The organism is Lentzea kentuckyensis (genome assembly GCF_002150765.1).
GTDB classification, from domain to species: Bacteria; Actinomycetota; Actinomycetes; order Mycobacteriales; family Pseudonocardiaceae; genus Lentzea; species Lentzea kentuckyensis.
The window spans coordinates 83,150-107,458 of the sequence record NZ_MUYM01000061.1 but is presented as its reverse complement, the minus strand read 5'-3'; the positions used below and the strand labels follow the sequence as shown (position 1 = coordinate 107,458).

Here is a 24,309-nt window from a genome sequence, read left to right as displayed (position 1 = left end):
TGCTGGGAGAGGGGTGCGGGGGATGAACGAGGGAGCGCCAGGAAGACCGTCCGATGTGTACTCGCGCTACGGCGTGCAGCGGCACGCGGAGGTGCAGACCGGTCAGGAGGTTCAGGACCGGGTCATGGCCGAGGTCCAGGGCCAGTACGGCCCATTCCTGGGCATGGTGATGCAGCTGGTCGAGGCGCCGGGTCGCGTGGACGACATGCTGGACGCACAGGCGGCGCAGCTCAAGGGGCAGGTGCTGACCCGGTCGGCTCCCGCCGGGCCGGACACGCACTACATCGGCATCCCACACCAGCAACTGCACGACTCGGTCAACAACGGAGTCGATCCCGGTGCGATCGGCGAGATCGGCGACATCTGGACCCAGATCGGCAACGAACTGGCGACCTTCAACGACGACGTCGCCTCGGCCATCGGCAGCAGCGAGAGCGACTGGACCGGCCAGGCCGGTGACGGCGCCCGAAAGGCCTTGGCCGGCATGGGCAACCGGGCTGGTGAGACCGGCACCGCCGCACAGCTGGCGGGCACGCTGTTCACCCAGCAGTCGCGGGCGTTGAGCGACGCGAAGAACAACGTGCCGCCACCGCCAGCGCAGCCCTACGACGCGGCGGCGTCGCGGGAACGGCTGATGTCGATCACCGACCCGATTCAGTTCGTGCAGCAGGCGGCGGCGGACAAGGCCGCGTTCCAGCAACAGCAGGCTGATCACGAGCAGGCCGCGCGGGCGGTGGAGACCTACGACCGCACGGTGGCGCAGACCGCCGCGGCTCAGCCGGCGTTCGCGCCTGAGCCACCTGCCCCGCCGAAGGATCCGGTTGATCCCGGCAGGCCGCCGATCGCGCCGAACCCCGGCTTCACCGGTCAGGGCAACACACCTCCCCTGCAGGTCGGCAACGACACCACCAACACGGCCTGGACGGCCCCGCCGACGCAGAGCACCAGCACGACGAACACCAGCGGCCTCAACAACAATCTCGGTGGCAATGGGCCGAACCTGGGCAACCAGGGCGGCAACAACCAGGCCGGCGGCAACAACAACTTCAACCTCGGCGGACCCGTGCCTGGCCCGAATTCTGGCGGCAAGAGCACCCAGACCGGCCCCGGTGGCCGAACTGGTGGCGGACCGGGCGGCCGTGGTGCCAGTGGTGGCAGTGGCATGGGCAGCGGCCGGATGCCGGGCGCTACTGGCCTCGGCAATCCCAACGCTGTCAAGGGATTCGGCCCTGGCGGGTCAGCCGGAGTCATGGCTGGAAACGAAGGAACTGCGGCTCGTGGCGGTGCGGCGTCCGCTGGTGCGGCTGGACGTGGTGGTGCCGGTGGCGGTGCGATGGGCGGTATGGGAGCCGGTGCGGCCAAGGGGCAGGGCGGCGAGGACGTCGAGCGGAACACCCCCTCGTACCTGATCAACGAGGACAACGGCAACGAGATCGTCGGTGATCTGGGATTGGTGACGCCTCCGGTGATTGGCGAGTGAACCGCCGGCGGCACCACCCCACGAGCTGTGAGCTGTCCGGGGTGCGCCGAGGTCCAGTCGTTGCCCTGCACGAGGAGGATGTGTGACGTTCGCGGTACAGCCCGGGGCACTGCGTGGCTATGCACAGCTGCTCAGCGGCCAGGTCCACGAGGTCGAGGCGATGCGCACCTACGAGCGCAACGAGATCGACGCGAAGATCGGCTGGGGCGGCTTGCTCACGCTGCTCGGGGACGTCTACCCGACGATGGTGTCCGAGCTCAACGAGTCGTTGAACAAGATCAGTCGTCTGCTGGACGACTCGGGCAGTGCGTTGTCGAGCACCGCGGCCATGTACGAGTCGGCCGATCGCGACTCCGCGCTGCAGCTCGACGCGACGATGCCGGGCAAGGAGCGCGGTGATGTCCTCTCACCGGATCAGCGCGAGGCTGCGGCACCGTTCGCGCCGCGCCGGGCGCCCAGCGGCAGGCTGTCGCCACCGGGTGAGTACTCCGGGCAGTTCCGCTGGCAGATGGACATCCTGGACGCGGTGGGGCTGAGCATCACGGCGTTCGTGCGGCAGGCGATCGTGTCACTGTCCGGATGGGATCCGTTCGAGCCGGTCATGCGGGACTGGACCGGTGACTGGTCGAAGATCCGCTCGGTCGCGGACGCCTGGCACAGCATGCGCCACGGTTTCGAGGACCTCTCGGTGAACGTCGTGCAGGGCGCGCAGGACCTCTCACACGAGTGGCACGGCAACGCCGCGGGCGCGTGCCTCACCTACCAGCAGCGCTTCTCCGAGTCGCTGCATGGACAGGCGGAGTTCTGCCGGTTCGTGCGGGACAAACTGGTCGAGGCCGCGGACGGCGCCGCCGACATGTACAAGGCTGCCTCGGGGCTGATGAGTTCGGCGATCGACTGGGCGATCACCGCCGCGATCGCCGCCGGTGCCGGCACCGCGACCGTCGAGTTCTACGGTGTCGGTATCGCCGGTTGGGTGCTGGCTGGTGTCGCGATCGAGCGCCTGATCGCCAGGCTCGCCGAAGTCGCGAACATCATCAGCAACTTCAAGAATGTGCTCGAGGGTCTGGTCGGGTTGTTGAAGAACATCCACGGCACGTCGTTCGACGGCTACCAGATCAGCCGCTTGCCCCTTGAGCCCTACACCGCGCCGAGGTGACCATCGTGGACGACTTTGAAGCCGACCTTCGCCGGGCGGTCCTGACGACGCTGGCCGGTGATCAGAGTTCGCCTGCCCTCGCCCGGCTGGCGCGCGATGTACTCGGTGGCACGACTGACTTGCGTCGGGCGTTGGGTGAGGCGAGTGGGCAGGACTTCGAAGGCGCCCTCTACGGGCGGATGGAGCAGGCCGGTGAGGCGATGCGCAACGCCGATCCAGCTGAGCTGGCTGCCCTCAAACAGGCGGTGACAGACGCCTACGAGAACAAGTCCTCAGCCCCGGAGGCCACGCCGCAGCCGCCAAGCAGGCCGCCATCCCGCTTGCTCGACGACGACGGTGACTTCAGCGACGAAACCTTCCGGCGCCGATGAATCAGCCGAGTTGGTTGCCGCGCAAGCAGAAGTGGCCGGTCTACTTCGTCGTGGCGCTCGCCATCGTGGTGCTGGTGGGCGTGGTGCTGCGGTTGGTGCTCGGCGGCGGTGAGCAGGAGCGACTGCAGTCACTGGACGAGCGGCTTCGGTCGGTCTGCGAGCGCGATCCAGCGCCAGCGGAGGTCCGCGCGCTCGTCGACGTCGTCGGCCGGTATCAGGACGGCAAGGGATGCATCTGGCGTGAGGGAGCGACGACCACCCAGCTTGTTGCACGTCGCGTGTCGATGTCGCTGGACCAGTGGACCCGCTCGCTGGGACGCATCGACCTGACCACCAGCACGCCCAAGAGCGTCGACATCAAGGTCGTACGCAGCTCCGCGCACTGCACCGCGGCGTTCGACAACACCGCGGGCGGGATCATCGAGGTCGAGACCCCGACCGAGCTGGACCCTGATTGTCAGAAGACGGCCGCCGCAGCGGTTCCGATCGCCGACGCGATTCGTTGATCCGTGAGCTATCCGATCTTCATTCCGTCGTCCGAGCCGGAGCCCCGGTGGGTGTGGGTCTCCCGCAAGGGCAACAACGTGCTCTCTGCGGCGATCAGCCCGGCCGTCGATTCGACCGGCGGGCGACCATCGTCCGGGACCACCGCGAGACGCACCACCGATCTGGTCTCGTCGCTGGTCTCCCTCGTCTCTGCAGACTCGATGCTGGTCTCGTTCGTGGTCTCGGCGCGGTGCCGCTTGAGCGCGCGGTTGAGCAGCTCGACCGCCAGCAGCAACGCCAGCAGCAACGCCAGCGGAGGGCAAGCCGCGACCGCCACAGCGAACACGCTCAACTCGGGAGCCGCCGCCACGTTGGCGCAAAGCGAGAGGCAGATTCCGAATATGAAGGCGACCCAGGCAGCCCACCGGCCACTGGCGCGGCGGTCCTGGCCCGTCGTCTTCCACAGCTCGACCGTGGCCGTGGTTAACAACCCGTCCACGATCAACGGCCAGATCGCGGCGGTCGTCTCGTCGGCGCCGAACCGTGACGCGAACTCACACCCGTGGCGATAGGACACGTAGGCCGCACCGAGCGCGACCAACGCGGTGCAGGCGCATTGCACCCACAACGCGCGGTCCCGCCGAGCAGGGGTAGTCGTGGCGCCTCACCGCAGTACACCTCCCGCTGCGAGCTGTGCGCCGTCAGGGCAGCAGCCGACGCAGGCGAACACCTGCGAGCCGGTCACCGACCGGCCCACCGGCACGTGCGGGGTCCGCAACGTGAGGTAGTCCGCCCCACAGATGACGCACGCCAGACCGTCGGCCTGCAGGTCGGTCAATCCGGTAATGATCATGTGGCGGCTCATCGGGAACCACCCGCCACCGGACGACGGGTGCCCACCGGGCGGATCGTGATTTCAGGCCCTTCGACCAGCACCGAGCGGTTCGTATGCTGATGCGTTAGGCCCACCAACTTTTCCCGCCGTCGGCTCATCCGAACGGCCGCTTGTTCGGTTTGCCCCCGTTGATCCATGCTTTCGGCTGCCCGGCACCTGCTGCCGGATGTCACGATCGGGCTGGGGGGTCCTCTTGTCAACGCCTTCTACAGGCGTGCGCTTTGGCGTGCGCCCAAGACGTTTCGTTCGATCTCTCGTGGTTGTCGCCAGCATGGCGTTGCTCGCCACTGGCATGACCCCGGCTGTCCTGCCGGGAGCCGCGGAAGCGGCCGCTTCGAAGGCGGTGAACCCGCGTGACCTGCCGTTGTTGCCATCGCTCCCGGTGAGGCCGGATCCGGTCGCGCCTGCTGATCCGAAGGCGGATTTCACGCCTTTGGCCAAGAAGGGCGGTGGTTCGCACTTCGACCCGCAGCGGTCGCGGCTGGTGTCGCGGTCGATGTTCGGCGAGGTGTACGAGAACCCGGACGGCACGCAGACGCATCGTCAGGCGACGGTGCCGATGAACGTCAAGGAAGCCGACGGGCAGTGGCTTCCGGTGGACTTGTCGCTGGTGGCGGACGCCCCGACCAAGCGGGTCAAGGCCAAGCGGCATCCGCTTCGGCCCACGCTGGCGGGCAGCGCGGAGGACCCGAACCTGCTCAGCGTGCGGACCGAGGACGGCGCGCGGGTGTCGCTGGGGCTGGAGCAGCCGAAGGCGGCGAAGGTCGTCGTGAGCGGCGCGCAGGCCGGCTATCAGGAGGTCGAGCCGGCCGCTGACCTGGAGTACGAGGTCGTGCCGAATGCCGTGAAGGAGGTCATCAAGCTCAAGCGAGCGCCGGCGGCCGGCAAGTCGTCGTGGCGGTTCGTGCTGGACACCGGTGGTCTGACGCCGAAGCTGGTGGAGGGCGGCGTGCAACTGCTCGACGCCGGTGGGAAGCCTCGCCTGGTGATTCCGCCGGTGCTGGCGTGGGACTCCGCGGGCACGGCGGACGCCCCGCCCGGCCGTACCGGTGGCAGCTACCGGTTGGAGCCGCTGGCGAGGTCGCGCTGGACGCTCACCGTGGCGGTGGACGAGGCCTGGCTGCGGGCCAGGGAGCGGGTCTATCCCGTCAGCGTGGATCCGACGTTCACGTTGCCGGTGACGGAGTGGCACTCGTACAAGTCCGACGGCACCGAGACCTACAACCAGTACGGGTTGCAGATCGGTAGTCCGTTGCACAACCAGACGGTGTGGCGGACGTTGTTCAAGTTCGACTATCCGCAGATGTTCGGACGCACGGTCGTGGGCGCGCGGTTCGACGTGCGCAACAACCGGACGTTGGCGCCGGTGGACAAGACTTACAGCGCGAACCTGTACCACGGCACGGCGTTCCAGTTCAACGGTGTGGGCCAGCACCTGGCCTCCGCGCTGGTGGGGCAGGTCGGCAGCTTCAGCGACCCGCGGTTGACGCAGTACCTGCGGGAGAAGATCGACGCGCGGGATCCCTACGCCTGGATGATGATCACCGGGCACGAGGACCCGAACGTGTGGACCTACAAGGTCCTCGACGCCACCATGACCATCGACACCGGCACCGCGCCGCCCGCGCCGACGCTGGTGGGTCCGGCGCACGAGTCCGTGAGCACGAGCCTGACCCCGACGCTGGCGGTCAACCCGGTGACCGACGGGGACGGCGATCCGGTGAAGTACTGCTTCCGCATCGCCACCGGCGCGGACGCCAATTCGGGTGTGGTGGTGGACTCCGGTTGTCTCGACTCTCCAAGTTGGACAGTTCCGTCCGGTGTCCTGCAGGACGGTGTCTCCTACACCTGGCGGGTGCAGGCTTACAGCGGCATCACGTCGACGCCGAGTCCGGTGTGGAAGCTGAAGATGGACCAGCGCATCGGTGACCGCGGCCCGGCGCCGGTGGACACGGTCGGTCCGATCGCGGTGAACCTGGCCAACGGCAACGCCACGGTGACGGCCTCCTCGCCGACGTTCACCACCGTCGGCGGCAGCGCCGGCGTGACGATGACGTACAACTCGCAGCAGCAGGAGACCAAGGGCCTGCGGGCGTCCTACTTCCAGGACCTGTCGCAGAACGGCAACATCAACCCCGGCCAGGAGCCGGTGCTGGTGCGGACCGAGCCGCAGGTCAACGTCGACTGGGCCGACCAGTCGCCGTGGGCGCCCGCGTTGCCGGCGGACTACTTCGTGGTGCGCTGGGAAGGATTCTTCCAGGCCCCCGTCACGGGCACATACCAGTTCGCCGGCGTGCACGACGACGGGCTGAAGATCTGGATCAACAACAACTCGGTCTACGACCAGCCTTGTTGTGGTGACGTGAACTGGGGTGTGGCCGGCAACGTCGCCCTCACCGCGGGGCAGCGCGTGCCGATCAAGGTCGAGCTGGCCGAGCAGCGCGGGCTGGCTCAGCTGCGGTTGTTCGTGCGTACCAACGACAACACGACGGTGCCGCCGCAGATCGTCCCGGCTGACTGGCTGTACTCGCAGGACCTGCCCGCCCTGCCCAAGGGCTGGACGCTGTCCGCCGACCTCGACGGCAGCGGTGCGACCTTCACCGAGGCGAAGGTCACCGACCAGAACATCGTGCTGACCGACGGTTCGGGCGCCAAGCACACCTGGACCAAGAAGTCCGCCGGTGGTTACACGCCCCCGGAAGGCGAGGAGGGCATCCTCGCGCTCGACACCGGTGGCCGGATCACGCTGACCCACGGGTCCGAGGTGTTCGTGTTCAACACCGACGGCAAGCTGGAGTCCCAGGCCGGTGCGGCCGACACCCGCAAACCCGCTGCACTGCAGAACATCTACGACGGCTCGCCGTCGCGGCTGAGGGAGGTCAAGGACCCGGTCTCGCAGCGTTCGCACCGGCTGCACTACAACCGCCCCGGTGACGACTGCTACGCCGGCGCCACCCCGCCGCCGGGCGCGGACACGGCTCCGCCGCCGCAGATGCTGTGCCGGCTCGTCTACTGGGACGGCACGCAGACGCGGCTGTGGTACCACCAGGGCCGGCTGTTCCGGATCGAGGATCCCGGCTCGGAGATCACCGACTTCAGCTTCACCGCCAACGGCCTGATCGACGGGATGCGCGACAGTCGTGCGTCGGACTGGGTGGCGGCCGATCCCGCCAACCGCAACACCGACGCGGCCAACCACATCGTCCACTACGTCGACCACACCGCGGCCAAGCCGATCGTCCGCCAGGTCTTCTCGCCGAAGGCGTCGGCCGACGTGCCGCGCGGCCGGCACGGGTACCGCTACGACCCGGCCCAGCGCACCACCTATGTCGACGCCGACGGGCTGACGCCCGCGACCGGGTTCTTCACCAAGGTCACCTACGACGCGGCCTTCCGGCTGTTGTCGAGCACCGACGCCACCGGCCGCTCCACCTCGCAGACGTGGAGCGTCAAGGACCAGTCCCTGACCTCCACCGACGCCGCGGGCCGCATGTCGACCACGGTGTACGACGCGCAGGACCGGGTGACGGACAAGTACGGGCCCGCTCCGGCGTCGTGCTTCACCGGTCAGCTGCCCACCGCCGCGTGCGCGGCGACCGTGCCGCACACGAAGACCAACTACGACGAGGGCATCAACGGCCTGGTCGCCGCGTTCTACGACAACAAGTCGCTGACCGGCAGTCCGAAGGTCTACCAGACCGGTCTGGCCACCGACGGCACCACCGCTCGCAACTGGGGCGACGCCGCGCCGGCCACCGGCATTCCGGCCGACAACTTCTCCCTCCGTCTCACCGGAGAGGTCGTCTTCCCCGAAGCCGGCACCTACACGATGCGCCTGCTAGCCGACGACGGTGTGCGGCTGTGGGTCGACGAGCAGCTCGTGATCGACAGCTGGATCGACACCGGAGCCATCTGGCGTCAGGCCACCGTCACCAGCCCCGCGGCCGGTGCGGCCAAGAAGATCCGCCTGGAGTACTACGACATCGTCAGCCTCGCGCAGCTCGAACTGCACTGGACCACTCCCGGCGGCGTTCAGCAGGTCGTCCCGGCGGCCAGCCTGCGGCCTCGGCACGACCTGACCACCTCCACCGCGACCGACGAGTCGGCCGGGGTGCCGGACAAGGTCTCGTCGACCAAGTACGGCGAGAACGGGCTCGACCCGGCGTTCAGCCTGCCCACCAGCACGACCAGGGCGGGGCTGACGACGCGCACCACCTACGAGGCTCCCGGCAACGGGTACCTGCGCAAGACGGGCACAACGATGCCCACGGGGGCGGAGTCGACGTACGTCTACTACGGGGACACGGAGACGCGCGACAACCCGTGCACGCCGGAGGTGGAGGCGATCAACCAGGGCGGCCTGGCGAAGACGACCAAGCTCCCCGCACCGGCCACCGGTCCGGCACGGGAGGACGAGCAGATCTTCGACGCGTCCGGCCGGGTGGTGGCCAAGGGGTCCGCGGGCACGTGGACCTGCACCACCTACGACGATCGTGACCGCCCCGTGTCGGTCAAGTACCCGGCGACCTCGTCGGCCGGTGAACGCACCGTCACCACGAACCACGCGGTCAACGGCGATCCGTTCACCACGTCGGTGACCGACAACAGCGGCACCGTGACCACACGGGTGGACATCCTCGGCCGGGTCGTGGAGTACACCGACGCCAACGGTGTGCGCACCGAGTCGAAGTACGACACGGCCGGTCGCGTGACCACGGAGAAGGTGAACCTGCCCAACGCGGCCGACGCGGCACAGGAAACGTCGTACACCTACGACGACGCGGGCCGGCTCCGCACCGTGTCGCTCGGGGCGACCGTGCTGGCCACGGTCACCTACGACAGCGCGGGCGAGCTGGCGTCGGCGACCTACGTCAACGGCAGTTCGCTGGCGGCGGTGGGCAAGGACCCGGCAGGCCGTGTCACCTCCAAGACGTGGCGTACCAGCGACAACGCGAACATCGCCTCGACGGTCACGCGTTCACGGGCCGGCACGATCGTGGACGAGTCCCTCAACGGGGTCGATGCGCGGCCGACCGGCCCGAACTACGTCTACGACACGGCCGGCAGGCTCACCGAGGCCTGGGTCCCCGGGCACCACTACACCTACGACTTCTCGTCCACCGTGCTGGTCTGCCCGACTGGCGCGCGGCTCGGCGCGCCGCTGAACTCGAACCGCGCGGCGCTGCTCGACGAGACGTCCGCCGGCGTCGCGAAGACGTTGTACTGCTACGACACGGCCGACCGCTTGATGGCCACGTCCGGCGCGACCACGATCACGGGTGTGCAGTACGACGCCCATGGCAACACCACCCAGTACACGGATGGCAACGCCACTACGCAGCTGTCGTGGGACGGGGCGAACCGCAACATCGCGGTGCGCACCACCGGCGCCGACCCGGCGGACGTCACCTACACCAGGGACGGCACCGACCGGATCATCCGCAGGCAGGCCGCGCAAGGCGACACCGTGGCCGACGTCCGCTACGGCTACACCGGCAGCGGTGACACGACCGATCTCGCGCTGGACGGGGACAAGAGGGTGGTGTCGCGCAGCTTCAGCCTGCCCGGCGGCGCGCTCTACACCTGGAAACCCGGCGCGACCGGCAGCACCGTCGACCATCCCACGGTGCGCGGCGACCTCAGCCTGACCACCGGTGCGGACGGCAAGCAGGCCGGCGCGCTGCGGACCTACTCGCCGTACGGCGAGCCGCAGCAGGCCGACGACGTGCCCGACAATCTGCCGGGACAGATGGACCACGGTTGGCTCGGACAGCACCAGCGTCCGTACGAGCACGCGGGTTCGTTGTCGGTCGTGCAGATGGGTGCCCGCCCGTACAGCCCGCTGCTCGGGCGGTTCCTGTCCGTGGACCCGGTCGAGGGCGGCAGCGCCAACGACTACGACTACGTCAACTGCGACCCGATCAACTCCACGGACATCGACGGGCATCTGCCGGACTGGCTGAAGAAGGGCGCCAGGTGGGCGTGGAGGAACCGGGCTCAGATCCGCTCCTCGTTCAACGGCGCGGTCCGCAAGTCCGTCACCAGGGGCTTCCACGTGGCGCGGTTCGTCAAGAACCTGCCGTTCACCGCCGCGGGGATGAAGTGGGCCCAGATCAACGGAGGCAAGTGCAAGTTGGGACAGGGACTGATGGTCGCCTGCAACGGGATGAGATGGGGCTGGGGTTCCCAGCGCGGCATCACGATCGGCAACGCGTGGCTTACCGGAGAGAAGACCACTGACGCGCGGATGATGCGACATGAGGCAAAGCACGCCACTCAGTGGGCGGTGGGAGGCATCCTGTTCCCGATAGCCTACGGCCTGACCTCGATCAGGTTCCGGGGCGCGAACAACCCGTTCGAACGACACGCGGGTCTTGAGGACGGTTGCTACACAAGGCCACCGCGGGCTGGATGTTGATGAGGAACCTCGTTGCCGCTGCCGCGGCGCTGACCCTGTTCGTCGGCGGGTGTGTCCCGCAGGCGGAGTACGACCCCGTCGCGGTTCGCCTCACCGAAACCGGGCAGGTGGAGATCCTCTACACGAGCTGCCAGCCGGCGAAGGTCGTGACCGCGGAGATCGTGGCGCCGAGGGAGCAGGTCTTCGACGAGAACGACCCGCGTCTGTGGCAGGTGGACTTCTCGACACCGGCCGAGGTCCAGCGGTTCGTCGCGGGCGAGACCCCGTCCGGTGCGGTGGAGCGGGTTCGGTTGCAGAAGCCGCAGCCGGGCCAGACCCTGGTCGCGCGGGTCGTTCTGCAGGGGGACGTGGTCCTCTACCACGACTTCACGCTGGACGACCTGTCCGGCGGGAAGGTGAGGTACCACCTGAAGAACATGTCACCGGAGGACTTCCGCCGCGCGACCTCCTGCGGCTGAGCTGACCGGTGGGGAGGGCAGGCGTGGTTCGCCTGCCCTCCCTTTTTGCTGAGGCTCGTTGCTAAGGCCCGCGCAGGCCTTCCACGTAGATCGACAGGAAGCGGCGCCACTCGCCGGGCATGTCCCTGATCACCTGGGCCATCGCCCTGGTCAGCGTGGCCATGTCCGTGATCGAGTAGTCAGGGCGCAGGACGCCGGCCGTGATGGCCCGCATGATCAGGATCTCCGCGTGGCCGGTGCCGCGGTGGCAGGCGGAGACCACCTGCGGGGCGTTCGGCAGGTCGCGCGCCAGGATGTCGTTCAGGCCGCGGTCTTCGGCCTGCAGGGCGTAGAGGTCGTCGAGGTAGGTGACGAGCGCGTGCCACGGGTCCGGGTCGGCCAGGGCCTTCTCGCCGATCACGTCCAGGGCGGCGAGGCGCTCCGGGAAGATCGCCGTGACGAGGTCCTCGCGGGTCGGGAAGTGCTTGTAGAGCGTGCCGATGCTGACCTCCGCCTTGCGGGCGATGTGTTCCATCGGCACGTCGAGGCCGCGTTCCGCGAACAGTGCCGCGGCCGCTGCCAGCAGCTTTTCCCGGTTGCGTGCCGCGTCCGCACGCAGGGGCCTCGACGCGGTGACCATGTGCGGATCCTACTCAGCGGCTAAGTCGAGGGTGCCCTCGAATTATGTGGTAGCGTCGGACGAGTAAATCGAGGGTTGCCTCGAATTGGCGTTCGGAAGGACAAAAGCCATGTCTCCCAAGGCACTTGTGCTCGGGGTCGGTCCCGGGCTCGGCATGTCCATCGCGCACCGGTTCGGTCGTGAGGGCTACGACGTCGTGCTGGTGTCGCGCAGCGGGGACCGGCACGCCGGTTACCTGGCCGAGCTGGCCGGCGCGGGGGTGCGCGCGACGGCGTTCGCCGTCGACGTCAAGGATCGCGCGCGGTTGTTGTCCACTTTGGACGAAATCGGGCCGGTGGACGTCGTCTACTACGGGCCGGGGTCCGCGAACCTCGACGACATGCCCAACGAGATCACGACGACCACGTCCGACGAGCTGCGCGCCGCGATGGACTGGGTGTACCCGGCGGTCGACGTCGTCGGGCGCGTGCTGCCGGGCGTGGTCGAACGCGGCGGTGGCGTGTTGATCGCCGGTGGGTTGAGTTCGGTGGTGCCGTTGCCGATTCTCGGTGCACTGGCGCTTTCGTCGGCGGCGTTGCGTAACTACGCGTTGACGCTCAACGCGGCGCTTGCGGACAAGGGCGCGTACGCGGGCACGCTCACCATCGGCGGTGTCGTCGAACGCGGCGACATCCACAAGCTGGTGGAGTCCAGGCCCGAGCGGTTCGGCGGGCTGGCCGGGCACACGCTCAACCCCGACGACATCGCCGAGACGGCCTGGCAGATGTTCGTCAAGCGTGACCGGGCCGAGGAAGTGTTCAACGTGCTCTAAAGGTACGAGCCGGGGGTGTGGCCGAGCGAGCGGCGGAAGACGTCGATGAACGCGCTCGCGGTGGCGAACCCGCACTGCTGGGCCACGGTGGTGACCGAGCGGCCCTCGGCCAGCAGGCGCAGTGCGTGGTAGAGGCGCAGTTGCGTGCGCCACTGGGGGAAGGTCATGCCGAGGTCGTCGCGGAACAGCCGGGTCAGCGTCCGGCCGCTCGCGCCCGCCTCGCGGCCGAGGGCTTCGAGACCGCGTGCGTCCGAGGGGTCGGTCTCGAGCAACGCGCAGACCGCCGCGAGCCGTGGGTCGGTTGCGGCCGGTACGCGCACGGGTTGTTCGGACGCGGTGGTGAGCTGGTCGTGCAACACTGCGCGCATTCGTTTGCCCGCAGGGGTTTCTCGGTCGTTGAGGGACGTGTAGGCGATCAGCAGTTCGCGCAGCAGGGGGCTGACCGTGAGCGCTGTTGGTTCGTGGAGCTTCAACGGGTTCTGGGTGAGTCCGAGGAAGTGCAGCCGTGTGACGCCGTACGCGCGATGTGCGTGCACGGTGCCGGCAGGGATCCACAACGCACGGTGGGCGGGCGCGATCCAGCGTGACGCCTCGGTGTGCACGGCCACGACGCCGCGGCTGGCGTAGACGATCTGGTGCTCGTCGTGCCAGTGCGCGGTGACACCGGCCGCCGCCGCCAGTTCGCGGATCGCGGTCGGTGCTGCCGGCTGGTGGCGAGAATTCGACATATATCGGCAGAATATCGGAATCGCGAACGGCCTGGGATCGCGACGATCGGTGCGTGAACACTTCTCGCTGGCGGATGACGGTCCTGGTCGCCGGGCACGCGGTGGACGACCTCTACCAGGGAGCCGTCCCGGCCGTGGTGCCGTTCCTCGTCGCCGAACGGTCCTACAGCTACCTCGCGGCGGCCGGCATCACGGTCGCCGCGACGTTGCTGTCGTCGGTCGTGCAGCCGTTGTTCGGCGTGCTGACCGATCGGCGCCCCATGCCGTGGCTGGTCCCGGTCGGCATGATGGTCGCCGGCGTGGGCATCGGGCTGTGCGGCCTGAGTGAGTCGTACCTGGTCACCTGGCTCGCGATCGCGCTGTCCGGACTCGGGGTCGCCGCGTACCACCCGGAGGCCGCCCGCCTCGCCCGCCGGGTCGCCCGCGACGGTCATGTGGGGATGAGCTGGTTCGCGTTGGGCGGCAACGCGGGGTTCGCGCTGGGACCGGTGCTCGTCACGCCCGTGCTGGCGATCGGCGGTCTTGGAGCGAGCCCGTTGTTGATGATTCCGGCGCTGATCGGTGGCCTCCTGACGTTTGCCGCGTTGCGCGGTGTGCGGGGTGCGGACGCTGGTGCGGCGCGTAGCGGCCGAGACGACTGGCGGCAGTTCGGACGACTGACCGTCGTGGTCATCGCACGGTCGATGGTGACGTTCGGCCTGGGCACGTTCCTCGCGATTTGGGTGGCGCAACGGGTCGGCGGCTTCATCGCGGGTTCGGTCGCTTTGGTCGTGCTGTTCGGCGTCGGCGCCCTCGGCACGTTGCTCGGTGGCGTGCTCGCCGAGCGCTGGGGTCGTATCCGCGTGGTGCGCACCTCGTATGCGCTCGGTATACCGGCGGCGGCCGGTATCGCGCTGGTACCGGGACCAGCCGTGTATGCGTTCGTCGCACTCACCGCGTTGACGTTGTACGTGCCGTTCTCCCTGCACACGACGTTGGGCCAGGACTACCTGCCGAACCGGCTCGGCACGGCCAGCGGCGTGACCCTCGGCCTCGCCGTCAGCGTCGGGGGACTCGCCTCGCCCGCGATCGGCGCGTTCGCGTCAGCCGTGTCGTTGCAGTGGGCACTGCTTGCGCTGCTGGTGTTGCCGCTGATCGCCTGGGTGGCCGCCCGAGGACTGGCCGAGCCCGTTCGATGCGCGCTCCAGAAGCGATGACTACGGTTGAACGCGTGCGAGTGGCGACCTGGAACGTGAATTCGGTCAAGCAGCGCGTGCCCCGGTTGCTTCCCTGGCTGGACCAGCGGAAGCCCGACGTCGTGTGCCTGCAGGAGACCAAGCTGGCCGACGACGCCTTCACGGCCCTGCTGGGGGACGCGTTGGGGGAGCGCGGCTACGAAGTCGCCCTGTTCGGCGAGACCCAGTGGAACGGCGTGGCCCTGCTGTCCCGAGTGGGCCTGGACGACGTCGCCGTCGGCGTGGCCGGCGCACCGGGCTTCCCACACGTCGAGGCCCGCGCCGTAGCCGCGACGTGCGGCGGCGTGCGCGTGCACTCGCTGTACGTCCCCAACGGCCGTGAGCCGGAGTCCGACCACTACAAGTACAAGCTCGAATGGCTCGCCTCGTTGCGCGATGTCCTGGAAACCGGGCCCACGGACGCCTTGGTGTGCGGCGACATCAACATCGCCCCCACCGACGCCGACCTGTTCGACCCCGAGGCCTACATCGGCCAGACCCACGTCACCGAACCCGAACGCGCTGCGTTGGAGGCCATCAAGGCGTTGGGGTTCCACGACGTCGTGCGCGACCGGTGGCCGAACGAGCGGATCTTCAGCTATTGGGACTACCGCGCGGGCATGTTCCACCGCGACCTGGGCATGCGGATCGACCTGATCCTGGCCTCCACGTCGGTCGCGCCGCGAGTGCGGGCGGCGTGGATCGACCGGCACGCGCGCAAGGGCACCGGGCCCAGTGACCACGCGCCGGTGATCGTGGACCTGGACGAGGCGCCGGATGGGGACATCGGTCCCGTTGTGCCGCCACCGTCGTCGCCTGGGGCGAAGAAGAAGGTCAAACTGCCGCAGTCGAAGTGATCGCTAGATTGACCGGATGGACCCCGGAGTTCCAGACGTCGCCTTCGACCGCTGGTGGCACGCGATGCGCGATGTCGCCGCCACCAGGGCGACGTCGCTCGCGTGGCGTCAGCACAGGTACAAGTTCGCGCACCGGCTCGGACGTGCGCTGACCGCGGACCCGCCGCTGACGGGCCCCGCCGTCTACGGGGTCTGGCTGCAGTGGGGATTGCTGTACGTCGGCCAGACGCTGGAGGCCGAACGCAGGCTCCGGGACCTGGCCATCGGGGAGAGCCATCACCTGGCGAACACCTACCCGCCCGAGATCTGGCACCACGTCGTGGTGGTGTCGTGGCCGCAGCTGCCCGAAGCCGCACGCGTGCTCGACGCGTTGAGCCCCAAGGCGATCGGTGAAGGACTTGAGCACCGGTTGCAGGAAGCGCTGGAACCGCTGGCCAACGCGTCCCGCCGGACGTCGGACGGCCAGTGGCGCGACGTCGACTGGAAGACGAGTCGTTCGCTCGGAGCCCGCACCGGCAAGCAGCTCGACGACCTGTTCGCCGCGGTGCTGGACGTCTGGAACACGGCCGCGAGTTCGACGAACGGCGAGAACGTGCCGTCATCCAGCCGGATTGTGTTCCCGTCCCAGCTGCTGAGTGACGTCTGACGGCGGTGGCAGCGTCACGGTGAAAGCAGCGCCGCCTTCTGGGGCTGGCCCCGCCGTGATCGTGCCGCCCATCCGCGTCACCAGCCCGTGCACCAACGCCAACCCCACCCCGGTCCCCACCGGCCGCGACTCCTGGTACCGGGCATGCAGCACCCCGCGGTCGAACGCCACGGCGTAGTCCTCGGGAGCCAACCCCGGCCCGCCGTCGCGCACCTCCAGCACGGACGACAGGGCGAGCACCACCGGGTGGCCGGCCGGGGTGACGCGCAGGGCGTTCTCCATCAGGCCGTCGATCACCTGGCGGAGGCGGCGGGCGTCGGCGTGCACCACGGGGGAGGCCGAGACTTCCAGGGAGAAGTGCACGCCGCGGGCGTGGGAGCGGGCGTGCCAGACCTCGGCGGCTGAGCGGACCACGGGTTCCAGGGCCACGTTGGCCATGTCCAGGCGGAAGTCGTCGGCGCCCAGGCGGGCCAGGTCCAGCAGGTCGGTCACCAGGCGGTCCAGGCGGCGGGCCTCGTCCAGGATCACGGTGCCGACGGGGGCTACCTGAGCGCCGGACACCACGCCGTCGGCCAGCGATTCGGCGAAGCCCGTCACGGCGGTGAGCGGGGTGCGGAGTTCGTGGGAGACGGAGAGCAGGAAGTCGCGTTGGCGGGATTCGCTGCGCTGCAAGGCATCGGCCAGCGCGTTGACCGAGCCTGCCACCTCGGCCAGTTCGGCGGGGCCGGAGACCGGGACGCGGAGGTCGCGGCGGCCCGCGCTCATCGAGTGCGCGACGGAGGCCACGCGGCGCAGCGGGCGGGCCAGGAAGGTGCCCAGGGCCAGGCCGGCGAGGCAGGCCACCACCAGGCCTATGCCCAGGGCGAAGAGGATGTTGCGGACCAGTTTGCGGTAGGTGCCGCTGGTCTCGGTTTCCTGCACCAAGGCGAAGCCGCCCGTGCCCGACCTGCGAGCTTCCACGTTCAGGCGGCCGCTCACCTTGGACACCGCGGTGCCCGAAAGCACCTCACCGGCGCCGACTTCGCGGGCCGCGCGGACCGCGGCGCGGTCGGATCCCGACAGTTCCCCGGAGGGGGAGATGCGGACGATCGCGATGCCCTGGCCTTCCAGGACCTGCTCGATGCGGTTGTTGGAGATCTGACCGGCCACCACGTCGGCCTGGCCACGCAGGAACTCGCGGCTCACCTGTTGTGAGGTGGAGAGCACCAGACGGAGAGACACCACGCCCGCCACCAGCACGGCGACGAACGCCACTCCGAGGCACAGCAAGGCGATCCGGGCGGCGAGGTTCATGACGCGTCCGCCGAGTAGCCGACGCCACGCACTGTCCTAATGGGACTCAACGAACCGAACTTCGCCCGCAGCTGGGCCACGTGCACGTCGACCGTGCGAGTGCCGGCCACCGACGAGTAGCCCCACACCGCGCTCAGCAGTTGCTCGCGGGAGAAGACCTGTCGCGGCGACTTCATCAGGTAGGCGAGCAGGCCGAACTCCGTTGAGGTCAACGACACCTCGTCCGCACCGGCGAACGCACGCCGTTCGCCCACGTCCAGTCGTACGGAACCCACCTGCAGAACATCCGACACACCCCCGGACGAACGCCGTAGGACCGTGCGCACGCGGAGAGCGAGCTCGCGCGGGCTGAACGGCTTGGTGATGTAGTCGTCGGCACCCAGTTCCAACCCCAGCAAGCGGTCCACCTCGTCGTCGCGGGCCGTCACGAACAGCACCGGGGTCCAGTCGCCGGCGGCGCGCATCGAGCGGCACACCTCGATGCCGTTCATCACCGGCAGGCCCACGTCCAGGACCACCGCCACGGGCGACAGCGAACGGACCGCGGCCAGTGCCGCGTCCCCCGAGGACTCCAGATGCACGCCGAAACCGTCGCGGCGCAGGTACAGCGCCACGAGTTCGGCGATCGCCGGTTCGTCCTCCACGACGAGCACCAGGCCACGTTCCACGCGTTCACCCCGGCTGGTTGATGTCCGACTCGATGCTGTTCAGCGTTGATTCCACATCATCGAGGTCCGACACCGGCGCCTCGCCCCGGCACGCCGTCAGCGACACCAGCAGGACCAGGGCCGCGATCCACCTCACTTGGACCCGCAGTGCTCGGACTTGAACTTGCCGATCCGCTCGCCGGCCTTCGACAGCTTCACGAGCTGCGCGTCACGCAGCTTCAGCCGTGCGTCCAGCACGTCGGCACGCGCCGTGTTGCCGGCCTTGCGCGCGTCGGCGGCCTTCTGCTCGATCCACTTCTTCGACCCCAACGTCTCCGGGGTGCCGTTGATGCGGTCGGTCAGGGCCTTCACGCGCGCCTCGACGCGCGGAACTCGGTTCGAGCAGATCTGTTGCACCTTCTCTGGGCTGATCGTGATCGGTTCCTGCGCCGACGCGGTTCCCGCGCCCAGCAGCAGCATTCCCAGCACGAGCCCGCCGATTCGTGAAATGTTCATGGCACAGAACGATGACCGCCCAGCGTCAGAGCAGGGTCCGCCGAATGTTCGGGTTCTGCAAAGATCACCTCAGCGATCACCGCAGGGCGACCCCGCGCACGGCGGCGGCCTGCATCATCGGGCGCATCCGGTCCCACACCCGTTCGGACCGCAGCCCCTCGGCCGCGTGCATCGCCTGCATCCCGACGACCTGGCCCTGATCGGTGTCACCGTCCAGGAAGTGGCACGACGCCAGGGCGATGAGGCAGAACGTCCAGCTGCGCGCCATCGCCGGCCCGAACCCCTCGATCGCCGAGGACAACGCCGGAATCGCCTTCCGGGTGTCGCCGAGCTCCGCGTAGATGGTGCCGATCATCGCGGTCAGGTCGGTCTCGTCGTGGAACCGCGCCCAGTCCGGCACGTGCGACAGGTCGGCGTTCGCGAACGAGTCCTGCGCCTTCCCCATCGCCCGCAACGCCTCCGCGGAACGGGCCTGGCGCGCGTAGGCCCACGCCTCGTTCGAATGCATGATGCTCGCCGCCAACGGCCCGAAAGCGCCCCTCTGGAAGTACGCCAGCGCATCACCCGGTGCGCCGTGATGCAGATGTACGCGCCCACGCCGGTAAACGATGTTCGTGGTCAGATCCTCGTCGTGACGTGCGAAATCCAGCGCACGGTCGAAATGGTGGTACGCGGCCCCGACCTGACCGCTGTCGAACGACGTCCACCCGGCCAGGTTGTGCAGATCCGCGACGGCCGACAGCAAACGCGCACGCACGGCATCGGTGGCTTCGGCCGCGAGCAGCTGCTCCGCCCAGTAGATCCGCACGACCACGGCGTCCCGGCACGCCCCGCCGCCGTACTGGTAGTCGACCGACCTGAGGGATCGGGTCTGCGACTCCAGCTGTTCCACATCGCTCATACCGATGCGGGCGGAGTGCGGGGGAGGGAAGTACGCAGGATCAGCCATGTGGAATACCTCTGCGCCGCGCCGTTGGTACCCGAGCGTAGGGTGCCCGGAAGCGGGTGAGAAGAGGCTTCTGCGTCGAATGGAATTCGGCTCAAGAAGCGATTAAACAGGTATAAATGCGGGTATACCTGCCCGGCTGGCAGGAGCATTGTGGTCAGCATGGGGCGACGTTCGCACTTGCGGCTGGTGACCTCCTCGGAGGCCGGGGATCCGACGTTGACGGCGGTCCTCAGCGCCGAGGACCTCGCGGAGGAGCTCGGTCTCGATCCGCACGCCAGAGTGACGTGCGGCCTGCATCGTCGCTGGTTGCACGAATGCGTGGCCTCACCGGACCACGTCATCCCGCTCACGGGGCATCGCTGGTGCCGTCCGTGCCGCTGCCCTCTCGAGGTGTTCGTCGACGAGTCGACCGCGTGCCTTTCGTGTCCCAGGTGTGGCACCGGAACCCCGGACACGGCGGCGAATCGCCAGGTCGTCAGGGCCTGCCGCACCAGCCTCGCGGCCTGCCACGCCCTCGAACGCGCACTGTGAACGACCCGGAAGCGTTAAGCCTGCTGGGTGAAGACGGCAGCCTCCGGGAGATAGCTCGGAGGCCGCTGGCTGTCCGCCGGCACGTCGAGCAACGCCCAGATGATGTGCCGTCCACCGCCCGCCGGCGTCTCGCCCATGCTGAAGTTGCACACGGCGATTGACGCGATGTTGCGTCGCATCACGTGCCACTGCCTGAGGTCGAGACGTGCGGTCGTGCGCACGGCAACGGACAACTTGTCGCCACGCATGCGCAGCAGCAGCGCGAGAGGGCTCTCGTCCTCGACGTGCGACACGAGCTCGACGGCCACCTGCGGCGCGACGTCCAGCATCGACTGCACGCCCCACCGCTCGCAGGCGCGTTCGGTGATCCGCTCGGCCACGTGCGGCAAACAGCGGCACGTCGGCAGCGCCGCGTCCACCCGGTCCTCGTGCCGCAGCCGCACGACCGAGGACACGGCGGCGGACGTCGTCGAGTGCATCGGGATGTGCCGGGGCAGACCGCGCGACTCCAGCGTCGCGCGCAGCTGGTGATCACTCACGACGAGGCTCAGCGAGATGCCCGGCCAGCGCGCCGCGGACAGCCACACGACGTCGAACACCACGAGCAGCGCGGGCGACTCCGCGACGAGGCCGTCCAGCTCCACGACGACGCCGACGAGTTCCTTGGTGGCGCAGTCGAGCAGCACGTCCTGCACGCGCATGTACGTCGACCAGTCGAGGCGGCCGCTGAACCCGACGACGAGCACGCCGTTCTGCTCCCGGACGTCCACTTCGAGGCTGTCACCGGCCATGATCCGTCCCCTCTCGCAGTCGTCCCCCAGCTTTCAACCCTGGCCGCGTCACGACATGTGCCCTAGGGGGTAACTACCCGTGTTTCGGCGTTGGTGCCTCCGGGGGACCGCGTTGCAGCGGGAGATCGCGCCGACCTAGGGTGCCGCTGTGGGCGGTTCGCTTTACCCAGGGCGCAAAGGCAATTTGCCTGCTGACACAACTACTTTCGTCGGCCGCAAGCACGATGTCGCCGAGGTGCGACGACTGCTGTCCGGGTCCCGCCTCGTCACTCTTACGGGTGTTGGTGGGGTCGGGAAGACGCGGCTGGCGTTGCGGGCGGCCGCCGAAACGCACCGGGCTTTCCGCGACGGCGTGTGGTTCGTCGAACTGGGCGGCGTCACCGATCCCGAACTGGTCGTGCACACGGTCCTGGAGCAACTGGGAATTCACGACGACACGGTCCGCAAACACCGCACAGTTCTGGTGGAACACCTGCGCGACCGGCAGATGCTGATGGTTCTGGACAACTGCGAGCACGTCGTCGAGGCCACCGCCGGCCTCGTGGACGCGTTGCTGCGCAGCGCCCGCGGTCTGCGCATGCTGGTGACGAGCCGGGAACGCCTCGGCATCGACGGCGAACACCTGTGGCAGGTCGCGCCGCTGCGGCAGGACCCGGCGCTCGCGTTGTTCGCCGAACGGGCGGCGGCCGTCGAGCCGGGATTCACGCTGGACGGGGACAACCACGAGAAGGTCAGCCAGATCTGCGCGCTGCTGGGTGGAATCCCGTTGGCCGTCGAACTGGCTGCGGTGCGCCTGCGCGTCCTGACACTGGACCATCTCCTGTCCAGATTGGACGACACGTTCCGGGTGCTCGCGGAGGGCAGGCGCGGCGGCGACCCGCGGCACCAGACGCTGCTGGCCGCGGTGGACTGGAGCTTCCACCTGTGCACGCGGTCCGAGCAGATCCTGTGGGCGCGGGCGTCGGTGTTCGCCGGCACGTTCGACCTGGAAGCGGCGGAACGGGTCTGCTCCGGCGACAGCGTCGAGCAGCGGGACGTCATGCGCTCCCTGAGCGGCCTGGTCGACAAGTCGGTCGTGGTCGCCGAGCAGCAGCCGTCCGGCACGCGCTTCCGGCTGCTGGAGCCGTTGCGCCAGTACGGCCTGGAGAAGCTGCGCGGCGCCGGCCGGGAGCAGGTGATGCGCGAACGGCACCGCGACCACTTCATCGAGTGGGCCGAGCGACGGGAGAAGGAGTGGTTCGGCCCGGCCCAGCCGCAGATCTTCGCCCTCACCCGCCTGGAGCACGCGAACCTGCGGTCGGCACTGGACTTCTGCTTCGGCCACGACGGCGAGCAGTGCGTGCACCTCGCCAGCACGCTGTGGTTCTACTGGGCGGGCTGCGGCATGCTCGGTGAAGGACGCCATTGGCTGGACCGCGCCGTGGAGAGGGCGGTACCGGGTCCGTTGCGCGCGAAGGCCCTGTGGGTCAACGGGTACGTCGCGACCTTGCAGGGAGACCTCACCGCCTCCACACGCATGTTGAAGGAGTGCTACGAGTACGCCGTGGAGTCGGGTGACGAACCCGCGCTGGCCTACTCGACGCACCGCCTGGCCTGCACCCATCTGGTCGGTGACGACCTCGACCTGGCCGACAACCTGTTCGAGGAGGCCATGAACCTCTACCGGCGGCAGGGCACGGTCAACAGCCACACCATGCTCGCCGGCATCGAGCTCGCGGTCTCGGCGACGTTCCAGCACGACTTCGCCGCCGCGGAACGGCTCTGCGTCGAGGCGAAGGCCATCGGTGAGGAGCACGGCGAACTGTGGGCGCAGGCGTACGCGATCTACGTGCTGGCGTTGTGCGCGTGGATCAGCGGTGACTTCGAACGGGCCGACCAGCTCGGCCGGGAGTGCCTGCGGATCAAGCGGTCGTTCCACGACCTGCTCGGCATCGTGCTCGCGATCGAGGTGCTGGCCTGGATCGCGGCCTCGCAGGGCAACGCGACGCGCGCGGCGACGTTGCTGGGCGCCACCAACGAGATCTGGCAGTCGGTGGGCTATCCCATGTTCGGGTCGCGCTACTTCGGCGCCCCGCACGGCGAATGCGAGTCGGCGACCATCTCAGCGCTGGGCGAACAGGAGTTCCGCGCGGTGTTCCGCAAGGGCATGGACCTCGAACTGGAGGACGCCATCTCGTTCGCCATCGGTGAGGAGCTTATCCCCGAGCAGCGGCCGACCGTCGAGCCGCCCACCCCGTTGACGCGGCGCGAGCAGCAGGTGGCCGACCTGATCGCGGGTGGCCTGTCCAACAAGGAGATCGCGGCCGAGCTGGTCATCGCGCGCAGGACCGCGGAGGGGCACGTGGAGCGGATCCTGCAGAAGCTCGGCTTCACCTCACGCGCGCAGATCGCCACCTGGGTCACCGAAAGACGCAACTAGGCCGTGTTTCAAAGGTGAGGTGATCGGCGGCGTGTCGGTGCCGGAACGTGGCGAGGTCTCCGGTAAGTGGGTTAGCGACCAAGCAAACCTGCAGTACCGGAGACCTCGTGGCCAGCGTAGCGGCAGCGGGGCGGGCCGACTTGACCGACGCGCAGTGGGCTGTGTTGCAGCCGCTGCTGCCCGTCGGGCGTAAACCGGGGCGCCCGCCGAAGTGGAGCAAGAGGCAGTTGATCGACGGCATCCGGTGGCGGGTGCGCGTCGGTGCCCCGTGGCGCGACATCCCGCCTGACTACGGTCCCTGGCAGACCGTGTACGGGTTGTTCCGCCGCTGGCAGCGGGCCGGAGTCTGGCAGGCGATCCTGACCGCGTTGCAAGCTCGCGCCGATTCCGACGGGCTGATCGTGTGGGACGTGTCGGTGGATTCCACGGTCATGCGGGCGCACCAGCACGCCGCCGGCGCTCGGAAAAGGGGGATCTGCAGGTTGAACCGCCCGACACCGCGGCGGGCGGGACCGAGCCCGATGATCACGGGCTGGGCCGCTCGCGCGGCGGCTGGACCAGCAAGCTGCACCTGGCCTGCGAGCAGGGCCGACGGCCGTTGTCGCTGCTGGTCACCGCCGGGCAGCGGGGTGACAGCCCGCAGTTCACGCCGGTGATCGAGTAGATCTCGGTGCCGCGCATGGGATCCGGTCGCGCCAGGACCCGTCCGGACCGGGTTTTGGCGGACAAGGCCTACAGCTCCAAAGCCAACCGTGCCTATCTGCGACAGCGGAAGATCAAGGCGACCATCGACCAGCCCCGTGACCAGGCCGCGCACCGCAAGGCCAAAGGCTCCCGCGGTGGACGGCCACCCACGATCGACAGGGAGATCTATAAGCAGCGTCACGCAGTCGAGTGCGGCATCAGCCTGCTCAAGCAACACCGGGCCGTGGCCACTCGCTACGACAAACTTGCCATCCGCTACCAGGCCACCATCCACATCGCAGCCATCAACATCTGGCTACGCCACATCTGAAACACG

The 24,309-nt window shown here is 68.8% G+C and carries 22 protein-coding genes and 1 pseudogene; 13 read left to right on the top strand and 10 right to left on the bottom strand.

What is annotated here, in order from left to right:
• Positions 1–22: 22 nt before the first annotated feature.
• The 4 genes from B0F77_RS27500 to B0F77_RS27485 all read left to right on the top strand — a co-directional run bounded on the left by B0F77_RS27500 (position 23) and on the right by B0F77_RS27485 (position 3,516).
• On the top strand, positions 23–1,480 hold the full coding sequence (locus tag B0F77_RS27500) for a hypothetical protein (RefSeq protein WP_143466931.1): 1,458 nt from the start codon (positions 23–25) through the stop codon (positions 1,478–1,480).
• Between the two features lie 82 nt (positions 1,481–1,562).
• Positions 1,563–2,639, top strand: a complete 1,077-nt coding sequence (locus B0F77_RS27495; protein WP_086665881.1) for a hypothetical protein — start codon at positions 1,563–1,565, stop codon at positions 2,637–2,639.
• Positions 2,640–2,644: 5 nt separating this feature from the next.
• Entirely contained in the window at positions 2,645–3,010 is a 366-nt protein-coding gene (locus B0F77_RS27490) for a hypothetical protein (protein WP_143466930.1), read from the top strand.
• Complete coding sequence (locus B0F77_RS27485; RefSeq protein WP_143466929.1) at positions 3,007–3,516, top strand: hypothetical protein; 510 nt, start codon at positions 3,007–3,009, stop codon at positions 3,514–3,516. The genes B0F77_RS27490 and B0F77_RS27485 overlap by 4 nt, the downstream gene beginning before the upstream one ends.
• An 8-nt stretch (positions 3,517–3,524) precedes the next feature.
• Here the strand turns inward: B0F77_RS27485 and B0F77_RS50730 are convergent, their stop codons facing one another.
• Positions 3,525–4,124, bottom strand: a complete 600-nt coding sequence (locus tag B0F77_RS50730) for a DUF2637 domain-containing protein (RefSeq protein ID WP_245848699.1) — start codon at positions 4,122–4,124, stop codon at positions 3,525–3,527.
• Positions 4,125–4,160: 36 nt separating this feature from the next.
• A complete protein-coding gene (locus B0F77_RS27475) occupies positions 4,161–4,349 on the bottom strand; it encodes a hypothetical protein (protein WP_245848698.1) in 189 nt (62 codons plus the stop codon).
• Positions 4,350–4,647: 298 nt separating this feature from the next.
• On the opposite strand from B0F77_RS27475, the gene B0F77_RS27470 reads away from it, so the two are divergent.
• Both B0F77_RS27470 and B0F77_RS27465 read left to right on the top strand, forming a co-directional pair.
• Positions 4,648–10,809, top strand: a complete 6,162-nt coding sequence (locus B0F77_RS27470) for a PA14 domain-containing protein (RefSeq protein WP_245848697.1) — start codon at positions 4,648–4,650, stop codon at positions 10,807–10,809.
• Entirely contained in the window at positions 10,809–11,267 is a 459-nt protein-coding gene (locus B0F77_RS27465; RefSeq protein ID WP_086665877.1) for a hypothetical protein, read from the top strand. The genes B0F77_RS27470 and B0F77_RS27465 overlap by 1 nt, the downstream gene beginning before the upstream one ends.
• 61 nt (positions 11,268–11,328) lie before the next feature.
• On the opposite strand, the gene B0F77_RS27460 is transcribed toward B0F77_RS27465, so the two are convergent.
• Complete coding sequence (locus tag B0F77_RS27460) at positions 11,329–11,886, bottom strand: TetR/AcrR family transcriptional regulator (protein ID WP_086665876.1); 558 nt, start codon at positions 11,884–11,886, stop codon at positions 11,329–11,331.
• Positions 11,887–11,995: 109 nt separating this feature from the next.
• Here B0F77_RS27460 and B0F77_RS27455 point away from each other — a divergent pair, with 109 nt between their 5' ends.
• The gene (locus B0F77_RS27455) at positions 11,996–12,697 is read left to right on the top strand and encodes an SDR family NAD(P)-dependent oxidoreductase (protein WP_086665875.1); all 702 of its coding nucleotides are present in this window, start codon (positions 11,996–11,998) and stop codon (positions 12,695–12,697) included.
• Here B0F77_RS27455 and B0F77_RS27450 read toward each other — a convergent pair.
• Positions 12,694–13,425: an AraC family transcriptional regulator gene (locus B0F77_RS27450; RefSeq protein WP_086665874.1), complete on the bottom strand. Its 732-nt coding sequence runs from the start codon at positions 13,423–13,425 to the stop codon at positions 12,694–12,696. The genes B0F77_RS27455 and B0F77_RS27450 overlap by 4 nt on opposite strands.
• A 53-nt stretch (positions 13,426–13,478) precedes the next feature.
• Between B0F77_RS27450 and B0F77_RS27445 the strand changes: the two genes are divergently transcribed.
• The 3 genes from B0F77_RS27445 to B0F77_RS27435 are packed head-to-tail and all read left to right on the top strand — an operon-like array spanning position 13,479 to position 16,142.
• On the top strand, positions 13,479–14,621 hold the full coding sequence (locus B0F77_RS27445) for an MFS transporter (RefSeq protein WP_342746834.1): 1,143 nt from the start codon (positions 13,479–13,481) through the stop codon (positions 14,619–14,621).
• A gap of 14 nt (positions 14,622–14,635) precedes the next feature.
• Complete coding sequence (locus B0F77_RS27440) at positions 14,636–15,496, top strand: exodeoxyribonuclease III (RefSeq protein WP_245848695.1); 861 nt, start codon at positions 14,636–14,638, stop codon at positions 15,494–15,496.
• A gap of 16 nt (positions 15,497–15,512) precedes the next feature.
• Positions 15,513–16,142: a hypothetical protein gene (locus tag B0F77_RS27435; RefSeq protein ID WP_086665871.1), complete on the top strand. Its 630-nt coding sequence runs from the start codon at positions 15,513–15,515 to the stop codon at positions 16,140–16,142.
• Here B0F77_RS27435 and B0F77_RS27430 read toward each other — a convergent pair.
• The 5 genes from B0F77_RS27430 to B0F77_RS27415 form a co-directional block, all read right to left on the bottom strand.
• Positions 16,095–17,435 carry a HAMP domain-containing sensor histidine kinase gene (locus B0F77_RS27430; protein ID WP_086665870.1) on the bottom strand — a complete coding sequence of 447 codons (1,341 nt, stop codon included), beginning with the start codon at positions 17,433–17,435 and terminating at the stop codon, positions 16,095–16,097. The two genes, B0F77_RS27435 and B0F77_RS27430, sit on opposite strands and share 48 nt — an antisense overlap.
• Positions 17,432–18,103, bottom strand: coding sequence for a response regulator transcription factor (locus B0F77_RS27425; RefSeq protein WP_245848693.1), 672 nt, complete (start codon positions 18,101–18,103; stop codon positions 17,432–17,434). Before B0F77_RS27425 ends, B0F77_RS27430 begins: the two co-directional genes overlap by 4 nt.
• A gap of 4 nt (positions 18,104–18,107) precedes the next feature.
• Positions 18,108–18,239: a hypothetical protein gene (locus B0F77_RS50590; RefSeq protein ID WP_281252550.1), complete on the bottom strand. Its 132-nt coding sequence runs from the start codon at positions 18,237–18,239 to the stop codon at positions 18,108–18,110.
• Complete coding sequence (locus tag B0F77_RS27420; RefSeq protein WP_143466928.1) at positions 18,236–18,598, bottom strand: hypothetical protein; 363 nt, start codon at positions 18,596–18,598, stop codon at positions 18,236–18,238. Before B0F77_RS27420 ends, B0F77_RS50590 begins: the two co-directional genes overlap by 4 nt.
• Positions 18,599–18,674: 76 nt before the next feature.
• Positions 18,675–19,547 carry an NsdA family TPR-like regulatory protein gene (locus B0F77_RS27415; protein ID WP_143466927.1) on the bottom strand — a complete coding sequence of 291 codons (873 nt, stop codon included), beginning with the start codon at positions 19,545–19,547 and terminating at the stop codon, positions 18,675–18,677.
• Between the two features lie 159 nt (positions 19,548–19,706).
• Between B0F77_RS27415 and B0F77_RS27410 the strand changes: the two genes are divergently transcribed.
• Complete coding sequence (locus B0F77_RS27410) at positions 19,707–20,078, top strand: hypothetical protein (RefSeq protein WP_086665910.1); 372 nt, start codon at positions 19,707–19,709, stop codon at positions 20,076–20,078.
• 14 nt (positions 20,079–20,092) lie between these two features.
• Here B0F77_RS27410 and B0F77_RS27405 read toward each other — a convergent pair whose 3' ends face one another.
• Positions 20,093–20,869, bottom strand: a complete 777-nt coding sequence (locus B0F77_RS27405; RefSeq protein WP_086665867.1) for an STAS domain-containing protein — start codon at positions 20,867–20,869, stop codon at positions 20,093–20,095.
• Between the two features lie 235 nt (positions 20,870–21,104).
• On the opposite strand from B0F77_RS27405, the gene B0F77_RS27400 reads away from it, so the two are divergent.
• Together B0F77_RS27400 and B0F77_RS27395 are read left to right on the top strand one after the other, a co-directional pair.
• Complete coding sequence (locus tag B0F77_RS27400) at positions 21,105–23,288, top strand: ATP-binding protein (protein ID WP_158102836.1); 2,184 nt, start codon at positions 21,105–21,107, stop codon at positions 23,286–23,288.
• A 107-nt stretch (positions 23,289–23,395) separates the two neighbouring features.
• A pseudogene (locus B0F77_RS27395) lies at positions 23,396–24,303 on the top strand (IS5 family transposase).
• Positions 24,304–24,309: the final 6 nt, after the last annotated feature.

What these genes read in the sequence shown, in the direction of transcription:
- B0F77_RS27430 (WP_086665870.1), bottom strand. Translation starts at nt 17,435, where the DNA reads ATGAACCTCGCCGCCCGGATCGCCTTGCTGTGCCTCGGAGTGGCGTTC.
- B0F77_RS27500 (WP_143466931.1), top strand. Translation starts at nt 23, where the DNA reads ATGAACGAGGGAGCGCCAGGAAGACCGTCCGATGTGTACTCGCGCTAC.
- B0F77_RS27455 (WP_086665875.1), top strand. Translation starts at nt 11,996, where the DNA reads ATGTCTCCCAAGGCACTTGTGCTCGGGGTCGGTCCCGGGCTCGGCATG.
- B0F77_RS27420 (WP_143466928.1), bottom strand. Translation starts at nt 18,598, where the DNA reads ATGAACATTTCACGAATCGGCGGGCTCGTGCTGGGAATGCTGCTGCTG.
- B0F77_RS27485 (WP_143466929.1), top strand. Translation starts at nt 3,007, where the DNA reads ATGAATCAGCCGAGTTGGTTGCCGCGCAAGCAGAAGTGGCCGGTCTAC.
- B0F77_RS27465 (WP_086665877.1), top strand. Translation starts at nt 10,809, where the DNA reads ATGAGGAACCTCGTTGCCGCTGCCGCGGCGCTGACCCTGTTCGTCGGC.
- B0F77_RS27405 (WP_086665867.1), bottom strand. Translation starts at nt 20,869, where the DNA reads ATGGCCGGTGACAGCCTCGAAGTGGACGTCCGGGAGCAGAACGGCGTG.
- B0F77_RS27415 (WP_143466927.1), bottom strand. Translation starts at nt 19,547, where the DNA reads ATGGCTGATCCTGCGTACTTCCCTCCCCCGCACTCCGCCCGCATCGGT.
- B0F77_RS27475 (WP_245848698.1), bottom strand. Translation starts at nt 4,349, where the DNA reads ATGATCATTACCGGATTGACCGACCTGCAGGCCGACGGTCTGGCGTGC.
- B0F77_RS27435 (WP_086665871.1), top strand. Translation starts at nt 15,513, where the DNA reads ATGGACCCCGGAGTTCCAGACGTCGCCTTCGACCGCTGGTGGCACGCG.
- B0F77_RS27410 (WP_086665910.1), top strand. Translation starts at nt 19,707, where the DNA reads ATGGGGCGACGTTCGCACTTGCGGCTGGTGACCTCCTCGGAGGCCGGG.
- B0F77_RS27450 (WP_086665874.1), bottom strand. Translation starts at nt 13,425, where the DNA reads ATGTCGAATTCTCGCCACCAGCCGGCAGCACCGACCGCGATCCGCGAA.
- B0F77_RS27460 (WP_086665876.1), bottom strand. Translation starts at nt 11,886, where the DNA reads ATGGTCACCGCGTCGAGGCCCCTGCGTGCGGACGCGGCACGCAACCGG.